The sequence below is a fragment of the Bradyrhizobium sp. BR 10289 genome (assembly GCF_019455385.1).
Taxonomy (GTDB): Bacteria; Pseudomonadota; Alphaproteobacteria; order Rhizobiales; family Xanthobacteraceae; genus Bradyrhizobium.
In genome coordinates this window covers 1-12,119 of sequence record NZ_JACOFR010000040.1, presented here as the reverse complement: position 1 = coordinate 12,119, position 12,119 = coordinate 1, and the positions used below count along the sequence as shown (strand labels likewise).

At 64.8% G+C, this 12,119-nt stretch carries 14 protein-coding genes; 9 read left to right on the top strand and 5 right to left on the bottom strand.

Annotation, left to right across the window (positions count from 1 at the left end; genetic code table 11):
- The first annotated feature begins 60 nt into the window (after window positions 1-60).
- Complete coding sequence (locus HYH08_RS36120; RefSeq protein WP_220014583.1) at window positions 61-951, top strand: crotonase/enoyl-CoA hydratase family protein; 891 nt, start codon at window positions 61-63, stop codon at window positions 949-951.
- Window positions 952-1,055: 104 nt separating this feature from the next.
- Here HYH08_RS36120 and HYH08_RS36115 read toward each other — a convergent pair whose 3' ends face one another.
- A complete protein-coding gene (locus tag HYH08_RS36115) occupies window positions 1,056-2,033 on the bottom strand; it encodes an NADPH:quinone oxidoreductase family protein (protein ID WP_220014582.1) in 978 nt (325 codons plus the stop codon).
- The gene (locus HYH08_RS36110; protein WP_220014581.1) at window positions 2,033-2,641 is read right to left on the bottom strand and encodes a 2-hydroxychromene-2-carboxylate isomerase; all 609 of its coding nucleotides are present in this window, start codon (window positions 2,639-2,641) and stop codon (window positions 2,033-2,035) included. Before HYH08_RS36110 ends, HYH08_RS36115 begins: the two co-directional genes overlap by 1 nt.
- A gap of 109 nt (window positions 2,642-2,750) precedes the next feature.
- Here HYH08_RS36110 and HYH08_RS36105 point away from each other — a divergent pair, with 109 nt between their 5' ends.
- Both HYH08_RS36105 and HYH08_RS36100 read left to right on the top strand, forming a co-directional pair.
- A complete protein-coding gene (locus tag HYH08_RS36105) occupies window positions 2,751-3,773 on the top strand; it encodes a methionine synthase (RefSeq protein WP_220014580.1) in 1,023 nt (340 codons plus the stop codon).
- Window positions 3,773-4,006 carry a hypothetical protein gene (locus tag HYH08_RS36100; RefSeq protein WP_228748306.1) on the top strand — a complete coding sequence of 78 codons (234 nt, stop codon included), beginning with the start codon at window positions 3,773-3,775 and terminating at the stop codon, window positions 4,004-4,006. Before HYH08_RS36105 ends, HYH08_RS36100 begins: the two co-directional genes overlap by 1 nt.
- Here the strand turns inward: HYH08_RS36100 and HYH08_RS36095 are convergent.
- From HYH08_RS36095 to HYH08_RS36085, 3 genes are all read right to left on the bottom strand, one after another.
- Window positions 4,003-4,620 carry a hypothetical protein gene (locus HYH08_RS36095; RefSeq protein ID WP_220014579.1) on the bottom strand — a complete coding sequence of 206 codons (618 nt, stop codon included), beginning with the start codon at window positions 4,618-4,620 and terminating at the stop codon, window positions 4,003-4,005. The two genes, HYH08_RS36100 and HYH08_RS36095, sit on opposite strands and share 4 nt — an antisense overlap.
- 100 nt (window positions 4,621-4,720) lie before the next feature.
- Window positions 4,721-5,248: a xanthine phosphoribosyltransferase gene (gene gpt, locus HYH08_RS36090; protein ID WP_220014578.1), complete on the bottom strand. Its 528-nt coding sequence runs from the start codon at window positions 5,246-5,248 to the stop codon at window positions 4,721-4,723.
- A gap of 39 nt (window positions 5,249-5,287) precedes the next feature.
- Window positions 5,288-6,025, bottom strand: a complete 738-nt coding sequence (locus HYH08_RS36085; RefSeq protein ID WP_220014577.1) for a competence/damage-inducible protein A — start codon at window positions 6,023-6,025, stop codon at window positions 5,288-5,290.
- A gap of 278 nt (window positions 6,026-6,303) precedes the next feature.
- Here HYH08_RS36085 and HYH08_RS36080 point away from each other — a divergent pair, with 278 nt between their 5' ends.
- The 6 genes from HYH08_RS36080 to HYH08_RS36055 form a co-directional block, all read left to right on the top strand.
- Window positions 6,304-7,722 (top strand): circularly permuted type 2 ATP-grasp protein, encoded by a 1,419-nt coding sequence (locus HYH08_RS36080; protein ID WP_220014576.1) that lies wholly within the window; start codon window positions 6,304-6,306, stop codon window positions 7,720-7,722.
- A 4-nt stretch (window positions 7,723-7,726) separates the two neighbouring features.
- Window positions 7,727-8,671 carry an alpha-E domain-containing protein gene (locus HYH08_RS36075; protein ID WP_220014575.1) on the top strand — a complete coding sequence of 315 codons (945 nt, stop codon included), beginning with the start codon at window positions 7,727-7,729 and terminating at the stop codon, window positions 8,669-8,671.
- Window positions 8,672-8,731: 60 nt separating this feature from the next.
- Window positions 8,732-9,580 (top strand): transglutaminase family protein, encoded by an 849-nt coding sequence (locus HYH08_RS36070; RefSeq protein WP_220014574.1) that lies wholly within the window; start codon window positions 8,732-8,734, stop codon window positions 9,578-9,580.
- A gap of 102 nt (window positions 9,581-9,682) precedes the next feature.
- Window positions 9,683-10,882, top strand: coding sequence for an acyl-CoA dehydrogenase family protein (locus tag HYH08_RS36065; protein ID WP_220014573.1), 1,200 nt, complete (start codon window positions 9,683-9,685; stop codon window positions 10,880-10,882).
- A 54-nt stretch (window positions 10,883-10,936) separates the two neighbouring features.
- Window positions 10,937-11,344 carry a carboxymuconolactone decarboxylase family protein gene (locus HYH08_RS36060; protein WP_220014572.1) on the top strand — a complete coding sequence of 136 codons (408 nt, stop codon included), beginning with the start codon at window positions 10,937-10,939 and terminating at the stop codon, window positions 11,342-11,344.
- Between the two features lie 83 nt (window positions 11,345-11,427).
- On the top strand, window positions 11,428-12,119 hold a 692-nt coding region (locus HYH08_RS36055), incomplete at its 3' end, for a proteasome-type protease (RefSeq protein ID WP_220014571.1).

Genomic DNA, 12,119 nt, shown 5'->3' with positions numbered 1-12,119 from the left:
TCGCGCGCCCCGGAATGACGTGCTAGAGAGACCGACAAAGAAACAAGGAAGGAAACCGCCATGGCGTATGAGACGATCAAATACGAGGTCGCTGAGCAGATCCTCACCATCACGCTGAACCGGCCGGACAAGCTCAACGCCTTCAACGCGCAGATGCAGGCTGAATTGATCGACGCGTTTGACGCCGCCGACAAGGACGACAATGTCCGCGCCATTATCGTGACAGGCGCCGGCCGCGGCTTTTGCGCGGGCGCCGATCTCTCCTCCGGCGCCGACACCTTCGATCGCGACGCGCGGCGCGGGCCCGTCAAGCGCTTCGCCGATGGCAAGGTCGATTACAGCGATCCGCAGGTGCGCGATGGCGGCGGCCAAGTCACCTTGCGCATCTTCAAGTGCCTCAAACCCGTGATCGCCGCGGTGAACGGACCTGCCGTCGGCATCGGCGTCACCATGCAGCTCGCGATGGACATCCGCATTGCCTCTGACGCCGCGCGCTTTGGCTTCGTGTTCTCCCAGCGCGGCATCGTGCCGGAGGCCGCGTCGAGCTGGTTCCTGCCGCGCATCGTCGGCATCTCGCAGGCCCTGGAATGGTGCTATTCCGGCCGCGTCTTCCCGGCGCAGGAAGCCCTCGCCGGTCGCCTCGTCAGCAAGGTGGTGCCTCCGGACGATCTTCTCCCGACCGCCCGCGCATTGGCAAAAGAGTTCGCGGCGAAGACCGCGCCGGTGTCGGTCGCGCTGATCCGCCAGATGATGTGGCGCATGATGGGCGCCGACGATCCCATGGAAGCGCACAAGGTCGACAGTCGCGGCATCTACGCCCGCGGCCGCTCCGAGGACGTGAAGGAAGGCGTGGTCTCGTTCCTGGAGAAGCGCCCGGCGCAGTTCAAGAACAAGGTGTCGAGCGATATGCCGGACTATTTCCCGTGGTGGACGGAGCGCGAGTACAAGTGAGGCTCTCGTAGGGTGGGCAAAGGCGCGCTTGCGCCGTGCCCACGATCTGTTGCCTTCGGAGACAGGTGGTGGGCACGCTTCGCTTTGCCCACCCTACGGCACCGTCACTCCATCACCAGCGCCACCCGCCCGATCGCCTTGCGGTCGAGCAGCAGCCGCATCGCCTTCGCATAATCCTCCAGCGGCAGGCGGTGCGAGATGTTCGGACGCAGCTTGCCCTCTTCCGCCCACTGCAAGAGCGCCTTCAGACGCACCTCGCCAAGGGCGGGATTTTTCCGCACCGCTTCCCCTGCGCGCACCCCTAATACGCTCGCGCCCTTGATCAGCAGCAGGTTGGTCTTGGCCAAGCCGATGCCGCCGGTAAAGCCGATCACGAGGAGCCGCGCGCCCCAGGCGATGCAGCGCATCGAGTCTTCAAAAACCTGGCCGCCGACGGGATCGAACACGACATCTGCGCCGCGGCCATCGGTGATGCGCTTGACGGCATCGCGAAACGGCTCACGGTCGTAGCGGACGACGTGATCGGCGCCGCGCGATTTCGCAATCGCGAGCTTCTCGTCGCTGGACGCCGTCGCAATCACGGTGGCCCCCAGCATCTTGCCGATCTCGACAGCGGCAAGGCCGACGCCGCCGCCGGCGCCGTGCACCAGCAGCACCTCCCCCGGCTCGACGCGGCCGCGATCGATCAGTCCATGATAGGCGGTGCCATGGCCGGCGAGATAGGTCGCGGCCTCCGCATAATCGAACGTGGAGGGCATCGGCGTGAGCTGCGGCGGCGTGACGACCGCCTCATCCGTGAACGCACCGTGGCGCATCTTCGCGATGACCTTGTCGCCAACGGCAACACCCCTCACCTCCGCGCCAACCTCCGTCACGTCGCCGGCGGCTTCCATGCCGGGCGTGAACGGCAGTTCCGGCTTGAGCTGATATTCGCCGGCGGCCATCAGCACGTCGGGAAAATTCAGCCCGGCAGCACGGATCGCGACACGCACCTCGCCCGGCTTCAGCGCGCGTGAGGGAAACTCCTCCAGCCGCAAGGTCTCGGGCGCGCCGAGCGCGCGGCAGACGACAGCCCGCACCATCAGGCTGCGCTCGCCTTGCTGCGCAACAGCGCTTCGCGGATCAGCGGCAGGCGGTCATTGCCGAAGTACATGTCGGTCTTGTTCACGAAAATGGTCGGCGAGCCGAAGCCGCCGCGCGCGACGACTTCTTCGGTGTTGGCCTTGAGCTGGTCCTTGATGGCCTGCTCGGAAATGCCGGCAAAGAATTTTTGCTCGTCAACACCGACCTTCCTGCAGATGTCGGCCAGCACCGCATCCTGCGAGATGTCCCTGTCGCTGCCCCAATAGGCCTCGAACACTGATGTCGCGAACGGCACCATCTCCTTGCCCAGCCAGATGCAGCCGCGCATCGCCTTGACGCTGTTCACCGGAAACACCGTCGGCGGCATCTTGATCGACAGCCCCGCCGAGCGCGCCCAGTCGGCGAGGTCTTTCTTCATGTAGCGGGCCTTCAAGGGCACCGGTTTCTCCCGCTGGGCGTAGACGCTTGGATTGACCGTGTTGAAGATGCCGCCGACCAGGATCGGCCGCCAGACGATCTCGGCACCGAGCTCTTTCGCCAGCGGCTGGATGTTGTGGAAGGCGAGATAGGTCCAGGGGCTGGAACAGTCGAAGAAGAATTCGATCATGGCGTTTCCTCAGCCGCGTCGCCGGTTGCGAGACGACTTTTGTTGTTCTGTACCTTGACGTTAAGACATGGCAGGAAGGGGCGCAACATAACCTGCCGGGAGAGCCGCCATGCTGTTTCCAACCACGATCGCCGGCTCCTTGCCGAAGCCGGAATGGCTCGCCGAGCCCAACATGCTCTGGGCGCCCTGGAAGTCCCAAGGCGATGAGCTCGCGCGCGCCAAGCGCGACGCCACCATGCTCGCGGTGAAGCTGCAGGAGGACGCCGGCATCGATATCGTCACCGAGGGCGAGCAGGCCCGGCAGCATTTCGTGCACGGTTTTCTGGAGAAGATCGAGGGCATCGATTTCGCCCACAAGGTCGAGATGGGCATCCGCAAGGACCGCTACAAGGCGATGGTGCCGCAGGTGGTCGCGCCGCTGCGGCTGAAGGGCCGCGTCCATGCCGACGAGGCGCGCGTGGCGCGCACGCATACCAAGAAGAAGCTGAAATTCACCCTGCCCGGCCCGATGACCATCATCGACACCATCGCCGATCGCTACTATGGCGACCGCGTCAAGATGGCCTTTGCCTTCGCCGAGCTGCTCAACGAGGAAGCCAAGGCGCTCCAGGCCGACGGCGTCGATCTCGTGCAGTTCGACGAGCCCGCCTTCAACGTCTACATGGACGAGGTCAACGATTGGGGCATCAACGCGCTGGAGCGCGCCGCGCAAGGGCTCACCTGCGCCACCGCCGTGCACATCTGCTACGGCTACGGCATCAAGGCCAACACCGACTGGAAGGAGACGCTTGGCGCGCAATGGCGGCAGTATGAGCAGATCTTTCCGGCGATCGATGCGAGCCCGATCCAGCAGGTCGCGATCGAGTGCCGCAATTCGAAGGTGCCGCTCGATCTGCTCGCGCTCCTGAAGACCAAGATCGTGCAGGCCGGCGTCATCGACGTCGCCAGCGACACGGTGGAAACCGCCGAGGACGTCGTCAAGGTGATCGATGCGGTGTCGAAATTCGTACCCAAGAGCAACATCATCGCCACCACCAATTGCGGCATGGCGCCGATGCGGCGCGAGATCGCCGAAGCCAAGCTGATGGCGCTCGGCGCCGGCGCCGCGCTGGCGCGGGAGAAGCTGGGGTGATGGCGGTGATCCCTCGGGTGATCATGGTCGCGACACTCGTCGCGGCCGCGGCGTCGGCGCGCGCGGAGGATCGCTCCGTGCTGCTGAGTTGCAAGGCGATGGTGGAGCGTGCATCGAAGGATGCCAATGCCGCGACCGAAGCCGAGCTGACCCGCTGCCGCCAAATCATCCGCGAATGGGCCCTGCGCGATGCGCGGACGACGGTGGATCAAGAAGGAAAACCGCTGCGCTAGCTGCGCGCGGTCGGATGCAGCGCCGGCTGATATCCGGCGATGATCGCGCGCAGCGTCGAGGGTGGCGTCAGCAACATCGGATCATCGGGGGCGTCGGCATGCGCGGTGTAGCCGGCGAACGACCACAACAGCGTCCTGCCCTGCACGACCAGAAAACTCTCGTCGCCCTGCTGCAACATCGCGCCGTTGGGCAATTCTGCCAACGGCATCGGCAGCGCGTGCAGCCGCTTCTTGGCGCGATCGAGGCGCTCGCGATGCAGCACGGCATCCATCGCCTTCGCACTGACGTCGCTCACACCGTTGCCTTTCTCCCACGCCGCGCGAAAGCGCTTGGCATCGTCGCGGCGGCAGAAGAAGCAGGGCCGGTGACCGGCCGCAAACGCGGTGGCTTCGTCGAGGAAGAACAGCTCGGTCCAGCTTCGGCGCGCCATCACCGGGCGCCGCCATCCGCGGAATTCGCACAGGCAGGTGATCCAGGCCGGCGATGACCAGCGCTTTTTCAGCAGGGTCTTGGTCGCGGGATCGTGGATGATGCCGCGATTGCCGGTGAACATGCCGCGATGTGGCGTGGCAATGATCTCGCCGGTGGGCGTGACGCGGTTTTGCAGGGGCATGGAGCCTCCGCCCATCATTGCGAGCGAAGCGAAGCAATCCAGACTATTTCCGCGGACACATTTCTGGATTGCTTCGCTTCGCTCGCAATGACGAACACCGTCACGCAGCCCCGTCGCGGAGCGGCGGGTGGTAGGACAGCGCGGTGTCCCAGGGGAAGAAGATCCAGGTGTCCTGCGACACTTCGGTGATGAAGGTGTCGACCAGCGGACGGCCCTTCGGCTTGGCGTAGACGGTGGCGAAATGCGCGTCCGGCAGCATCTCGCGCACCATTCTACCGGTCTTGCCGGTGTCGACGAGGTCGTCGACGATCAGCAGCCCCTTGCCGGTGCCGCCGCCGAGCTTCATCGCCTGCTCGGAAATGCCCTTGAGGACCTGGAGCTCACCCTGCTTGTTGTGGTCGTAGCTGGCGATACAGACCGTGTCGATCACACGCACCCCGAGCTCGCGCGCCACGATCGCGGCCGGCACCAGCCCGCCGCGCGTGATCGCGATCACCGCGTGAAACGGGCCGACCTCGTTGAGGCGCCAGGTCAGCGCCCGGCAATCCCGGTGGAACTGGTCCCAGGACACCGGAAAGGCCTTGCCGGCCCGCTCCTGCGCGCTCAATTCCGGTGCTTCACCGCCCATCGTCCTCTCCTGCCAATCATCGTCCGGCAACTTTCCTAGCTACCGGGTGATGTTCAAGCCCGCCAGCATTTCTTTCACCGCCGCCATCGCTGCTGCCAGCTTCTCCGGGTCGCGCGAGCGCACCACCAGATTGGTGTTGGGCTTCTGCTCCTCGTCGGTGAAGGGATAGCTGCCGATGATCGTGTCCGGGTGAGCCGCCGCAATCGCCCGCAGCGGGCCGCCGATGTCGCCTTCCCGCGCATTGGCGCGAACCGATTCGGACAGCATGCGCACGCCCGATTTCAGCTTGGGCGCGACGATGTCCATCATCGCCTGCATGATCGAGGGCACGCCGGCCATGACGATGACATTGCCGATCTTGAAGCCGGGCGCGAGGATGGTCGCGCTCTGGATCAGCTCGGCGCCGTCGGGGATGCGGGCCATGCGCAGGCGCGCCTCGTTGAGGTCCTGCTCGCTCCAGCGCTCCCTAAAACGGGCAACCACCTCGGGGTGGTGATCGATGCCAACTCCGAACGCCTTGGCGACGGCGTCGGCGGTGATGTCGTCATGGGTCGGCCCGATGCCGCCGGTGGTGAAGACATAGGTGTAGCGATGCCGCAGTGCATCCAACGCTGCGATGATGTCGGCCTCGTCGTCGGAGACGACCCGGACTTCCTTTAGGTCGATGCCGATATTGGTGAGGTATTCGGCGATGAAGCCGATGTTCTTGTCCTTGGTCCGGCCGGACAGGATTTCATCCCCGATGACCAGAATGCCCGCCGTAACGATCTCGCTCATGCCTTAAGTCCCTCACCTCTGTCCCGACTTTGCCGAGGTAACGCGTTGAAGTCACGCGGTTTTGCTGCCGAAATAAGCAGTCCTCAGCCATTTTTTCAGGCAAGCTGCCGGCCATCCCCGGTAAATCCTGCCAGTCCATGCTTATCGCGCTGGCCCGGCCCTTGCTACCACATGAAAGTCATGCACTCTTGCCGCATGGCCACAGGACGTTGCGGTCTGCACCTGGACCTCTCGGCCTGTCCATTGGCGCAACGCCTTGCGGAGACAAGTCGGGATCTATGGCAGTCGCGTTTGATGAAATGAATATTCCCGGCGGGGACCTTCGCCCCGCCTATCAGGAGCTGGCGCGCTGGCTCAAGGAGACGCCTCCCGAGGCGCTCGAATATCGCCGCCAGGAAGCCGAGCTGCTGTTTCGCCGGATCGGCATCACCTTCGCGGTCTACGGCGATTCCGAGTCCACCGAGCGCCTGATCCCGTTCGACGTGATCCCCCGGATCATGTCCGGCAAGGAATGGGCGCTGCTCGAAAAGGGGCTCAAGCAGCGCGTCAAGGCGCTGAACATGTTCCTGCGCGACGTCTATCACGGCCGCGACATCCTCCGCGCCGAGGTCGTGCCCGACGACCTGATCTTCCAGAACCCGGTGTTCCGGCCAGAGATGAACGGCCAGCAGGTGCCGCACGACGTCTACGTGCACATCGCCGGCATCGACATCATCCGGGTCGACGCCGACGACTTCATCGTGCTCGAGGACAACGCCCGCACCCCGTCGGGCGTGTCCTATATGCTGGAAAACCGCGAGATCATGATGCGGCTGTTTCCGGATCTGTTCGCCCGCCACAAGGTGGCGCCGGTCGAGCGCTATCCGGACGAGCTGCTTGCGGCCTTACGTTCGGTCGCGCCGCACAGCGCCTCCAGCGAGCCGACAGTCGCCCTGCTCACGCCGGGCGTCTACAACTCCGCCTATTACGAGCACTCCTTCCTCGCCGACAAGCTCGGCATCGAGTTGGTCGAGGGCCGCGACCTCATCGTCAAGAACAACGAAGTGTTCATGCGGACGACGGAAGGGGTGAAACGGGTCGACGTGATCTATCGCCGCCTCGACGACGACTTCCTCGATCCCCTCACCTTCCGTCCCGACTCGGCGCTGGGCGTGCCCGGGCTGATGTCGGCCTATGCCGCCGGCAACATCACGCTCGCCAACGCCGTCGGCACCGGCATCGCCGACGACAAGGCGATCTACTCCTATATGCCGGAAATCGTGAAATTCTACCTCGGCGAGGAGCCGATCCTGAAGAACGTGCAGACCTGGCGCTGCCGCGAACCGAAGGATCTGGCCTATGTGCTCGACCATCTCGGCGATCTCGTCGTCAAGGAAGTGCACGGCTCCGGCGGTTACGGCATGCTGATCGGCCCCGCCGCAACCAAGGCGACGATCGAGGCGTTCCGCGAAAAGCTCAAGCGCGAGCCGGAAGGTTTCATCGCCCAGCCGACGCTGGCGCTCTCGACCTGTCCGACCTGCACGGCGTCAGGCCTTGCGCCGCGCCACGTCGATCTTCGCCCCTTCGTGCTCACCGGTAGCAAGACCACGACGATCGTGCCGGGCGGATTGACCCGTGTCGCGCTGAAGGAAGGCTCCCTGGTGGTGAATTCGAGCCAGGGCGGCGGCACCAAAGACACCTGGATTCTGGACGAGTAGAGAGATGCTGTCGCGTACCGCCGAAAACCTCTACTGGCTCGCCCGCTACGTCGAACGGGCCGAGTATCTCGCACGCACCATCGATGCGACGCTGCGCGTCACCGCGCTTCCCGCCGCCTATATCGGCAAGACCAACGAATGGGACTCGGCGCTGCTCACCGCGGGCGTCGCCAGCAGCTTCTATCAGACCTATGAGGAAGCCAACGAACGCAACGTCGTCGACTATCTCTCCTTCTCGGCCGATAACCCCTCCTCGATCCGCAACTGCATCGAGGCGGCGCGGCTGAACTCGCGCTCGGTGCGCACCGCGCTCACCAGCGAGATGTGGGACACCATCAACTCGGCCTGGATCGAATTGCAGGAGGTCTGGAGCAAGGGGACATCCACGCGCGAGGACCTCGCAAAATTCCTGCGCTTCGTGCAGGAGACCTCGCTGCGCTTCGACGGCTCGGCCTACCGGACCATGCTGCGCAACGACGCCTATTGGTTCTCGCGGCTCGGCCTGCATCTGGAGCGCGCCGACAACACCGCGCGCATCCTCGACGTCAAGTATCATGTGCTGCTGCCCGAGGAAGAGCATGTCGGCGGGCCGCTCGACTTCTACCAGTGGAGCTCGATCCTGCGCTCGGTCTCGGCGCTCACGGCCTATCACTGGGTTTATCGCGAGACGCTGAAACCCTGGCTGGTCGCCGATCTCCTGATCCTCAACGGCACGCTGCCGCGCTCGCTGGCGAGCTGCTACGAGAATCTCACGCGCAATCTCGACCAGATCGGCGTCGCCTATGGCCGCCAGGGCCCGGCCCAGCGCCACGCCCGCGGCATCCGCAACCGGCTCGAACACAGCAATATGAACGACATTTTCCAGCATGGCGTGCATGAATTCATTCAGGAATTCATCGCGGACAATTCCAGGCTGGGCGAAATCATCACGAAGCAGTATTTGATCTGAGACACGCGGTCGTTCCGAGGCGCGCGCCGCGCGAACCCGGAACGACGGAATCAAAACACCATGCGCCTGCGAATCCAGCACACCACGACCTACCGCTACGAGCCGCCGGCCACCAGCGTGATCCAGATCCTGCGCATGACGCCAGGCAGCCATGACGGGCAATATGTGGCTGAGTGGCAGATCGACGTCTCCACCGACACCAAGCTCGACACCCATGAGGACGCCTTCGGCAACGTCACCCATGTGCTGTCCTGCGGCCCCGTCGCCGACATCAAGATCACCGCCGAAGGCCTGATCGAGACCCACGACACCGGTGGCGTGCTGCGCGGTGCCGACGAGCGTTTTCCCGCCGGCATGTTCCTGCGCGCCACCGACCTCACCACCGTCAATCCCGCGATGATGGCCGTTGCACGTCAGCTGCGCAGCGAGGCCGAGAACGACACGCTCGGCTTCCTACACACGCTGATGAGCGAGATCAGCGACCACATGACCTTCGACGAGGACCCGACCAACAGCGGCACGTCGGCGGCAGAGGCGTTCACGCTCAAGCGCGGCGTCTGCCAGGACTACGCGCATATCTTCATCGCCTGCGCCCGCACCGGCGGCGTGCCGGCGCGCTTCGTCTCCGGCCATTTCCTGCGCTCCGACGGCACGGTGCACCAGGACGCCGGCCATGCCTGGGCCGAAGCTTACGTGCCTGATCTCGGCTGGGTCGGCTTCGATCCCGCCAACTCCATCTGCGCCACCGATGCCCATGTCCGCGTCGCGATCGGACTCGACTATCTCGGCGCGGCCCCGGTGCGCGGCACCCGTTACGGCGGCGGCGCGGAGACGCTGACGGTTGCGGTCAAGGTCGACCAGGCCGGCCGCGGCGGGCAATCGCAGTCGCAATCCCAGCGGCAGAGCTAGCGTTACAGCCGTAGCCGACGACCGCCGCGCTGAAACCGCGCCGTAGCGCCGTCTCGTCAACCTCTCTCTTGCGATCCGTCTCCGCAACAGAGGTTGAGACCAATGCGGCTTCAAGAAAAAATCAGCAATCGTTCGCTGCCACTGCGTGATCCCCTCGAGGAGATTTTCGCGGGTATCAAGGAATTGGCTCCGGAGATCCAGGCCCGCGCCGCCGAGATCGAATCCGCGCGCCGCGTGCCGCCCGACCTTGTGGCGCGGCTGAGATATATCGGGCTATTTCGCATGTTCGTGCCGCGAAGCCATGGCGGGCTGGAGCTCGATTTTCCCGATGGCGTGGAGGTCATGAAGGCGATGACCCGCCTTGACGGCTCGATGGGCTGGATCTCGATCGTGGCCGGCGTCGGCAGCCTGATCGCTGCCGCGGTCCGCCCTGAATTGTACCAGCAGATCTATCAGTCCGGCCCGGACGTGGCGATTTGCGGCTCATCCCAGCCGGGAGGAACGGCAGAGCGTGTGGCGGACGGCTATCGCGTCAGGGGACGCTGGCCCTTCGCGAGCGGTTGCACGCATGCCGACTGGATGGGCGCCTTCTGCATTATCACCGAAAATGGCGAGCCGGTGCCCGGTCCGCAGGGCAAGCCTCAGATTTGCGCCGTCGTACTCCCGGCACGCGAGTGGGAGATCGAGGATACATGGTCCGCGGCGGGCCTCAAGGGCACCGGCAGCCATCACATCACACTGCAGGAACGGGTGGTTCCCGAGACCCACTTCTTCGATATCGATGCTGCTCCGCGCACGCCGGGTCCGCTCTATCAGGCATTGCGGCACTTGCCGCCAATCGTGCACGGGGCATTGTCGGTGGGCCTCGCCGAGGGCGCCGTCGATGACCTGCTCGCGCTCGCCCATACGGGAAGGCAGCAATTATATGCGGCGACACCGATGCGGGAGTCCGAGACGTTCCAGTACGAGCTCGGCCGGATTTCCGCCGATCTGGCGGCTGCGCAGGCCTATCACGAGACCCAGGTCGCCCATCACTGGCGCCGCGCGCTGGCCGGCACGCTGAATGACGAAGACCTCATGATCGAGGGCGCCCGTTCCGCGGTCTGGCTCGCCACGACCTGCGTCGGCATCGCCGATGCCTGTTTCCGTCTGGCCGGCAGCAGCGCGGTCTACGACAGCTCGCCGCTGCAGCGGCGGCTGCGCGACCTCCACGTCGGCGCCCAGCACGCCCACGCGCAGCAGCGGCATTATGTCGACGTCGGCAAACTCGCCTTGCGCCGCTCGGCTGGGGATGCCGGCTGAGCGCGCGAGCCATGCTACACTCGCGGGATCACACCCGACCCCCGCGAGGCTCCCATGGCGACCGTAAAACTGCTTTCGGACGATGAACTCTCCAGCGAGGCGCGCGCCGTCTTCGACGATATCCGCAAGGTCAGGAAGTCGGACTTCGTCAACAATTTTTGGCGCGCGCTGGCGCACGATCCGAAAACGCTGCGGCGGACCTGGGAGAGCATCAAGGAGGTGATGGCGCCGGGCGCGCTCGATCCCAAGGTCAAGGAGATGCTCTATGTCGCGGTGTCGATCGCGCATGGCTGCAGCTACTGCATCCACTCCCACACCGCCGCCGCACGCGCCAAGGGCATGAGCGAGGCTGAATATGGCGAGCTGCTCGCCATCGTCGGCATGGCCGCGGAGACCAACCGGCTGGTCACGGCGCTGGGCGTGCCGGTCGATCAGGCGTTTCTCGTCGATGCCGCGGATTGAGGTCCCGTCCCCCGGGAATCGGGGGTTGGAGTAGTCCCCGAAATTGGCTAGTAATTTCGCGCAAACGCGTTCGGGGACTGGAAATGACCTATTGTTGCGGAATCCTGGTTCGGGACGGTCTGGTGATGATCGCCGATACCCGCACCAATGCCGGCCTCGACAACGTCTCGACCTTCCGCAAGCTGCATATCTTCACCAAGCCCGGCGACCGTATCATGGCGATCGCCAGCGCCGGCAACCTCGCCATCAGCCAGTCGGTGCTCTCGACGCTGACCGAAGGCCTCGAGGACCCCAACACCGGCGAAATCGAGACGCTGATGAACGCGCCGACCATGTTCCAGGCGGCCCAGCGCATCGGCCGGGCGATCCGGGCGGTGCACGCGACCGAAGGACCGGCGCTGAAATCCGAGGACGTGTCGTTCGACGTCTCCTTCCTGTTCGGCGGCCAGATCAAGGGCGCGCGGATGCGCCTGTTCATGGTCTACACCGCCGGCAATTTCATCGAGTGCACCACCGACACGCCCTACCTGCAGATCGGCGAGCACAAATACGGCAAGCCGGTGCTCGACCGCGCCATGCATTACGACGTCGAGCTCTACGAGGCGCTGAAGACCGGGCTGATCTCGATGGACTCGACTATGCGCTCCAACCTTGGCGTCGGCCTTCCGATCGACGTGCTGGTGGTGCGCGCGGATGCCTGCGATGCCGATCTCAACCACCGCATCGAGGCGGGCGAGCCCTATTTCCACGATCTGCGCTCGCGCTGGTCGGCGGC

Excerpts from the sequence above, each read along its gene's own strand:
- HYH08_RS36085 (WP_220014577.1), bottom strand. The coding sequence starts at position 6,025 with ATGAGCGAGATCGTTACGGCGGGCATTCTGGTCATCGGGGATGAAATC.
- HYH08_RS36120 (WP_220014583.1), top strand. The coding sequence starts at position 61 with ATGGCGTATGAGACGATCAAATACGAGGTCGCTGAGCAGATCCTCACC.
- HYH08_RS36070 (WP_220014574.1), top strand. The coding sequence starts at position 8,732 with ATGCGCCTGCGAATCCAGCACACCACGACCTACCGCTACGAGCCGCCG.
- HYH08_RS36095 (WP_220014579.1), bottom strand. The coding sequence starts at position 4,620 with ATGCCCCTGCAAAACCGCGTCACGCCCACCGGCGAGATCATTGCCACG.
- HYH08_RS36065 (WP_220014573.1), top strand. The coding sequence starts at position 9,683 with ATGCGGCTTCAAGAAAAAATCAGCAATCGTTCGCTGCCACTGCGTGAT.
- HYH08_RS36115 (WP_220014582.1), bottom strand. The coding sequence starts at position 2,033 with ATGGTGCGGGCTGTCGTCTGCCGCGCGCTCGGCGCGCCCGAGACCTTG.
- HYH08_RS36060 (WP_220014572.1), top strand. The coding sequence starts at position 10,937 with ATGGCGACCGTAAAACTGCTTTCGGACGATGAACTCTCCAGCGAGGCG.
- HYH08_RS36100 (WP_228748306.1), top strand. The coding sequence starts at position 3,773 with ATGGCGGTGATCCCTCGGGTGATCATGGTCGCGACACTCGTCGCGGCC.
- HYH08_RS36110 (WP_220014581.1), bottom strand. The coding sequence starts at position 2,641 with ATGATCGAATTCTTCTTCGACTGTTCCAGCCCCTGGACCTATCTCGCC.
- HYH08_RS36080 (WP_220014576.1), top strand. The coding sequence starts at position 6,304 with ATGGCAGTCGCGTTTGATGAAATGAATATTCCCGGCGGGGACCTTCGC.
- HYH08_RS36075 (WP_220014575.1), top strand. The coding sequence starts at position 7,727 with ATGCTGTCGCGTACCGCCGAAAACCTCTACTGGCTCGCCCGCTACGTC.
- gpt (WP_220014578.1), bottom strand. The coding sequence starts at position 5,248 with ATGGGCGGTGAAGCACCGGAATTGAGCGCGCAGGAGCGGGCCGGCAAG.
- HYH08_RS36105 (WP_220014580.1), top strand. The coding sequence starts at position 2,751 with ATGCTGTTTCCAACCACGATCGCCGGCTCCTTGCCGAAGCCGGAATGG.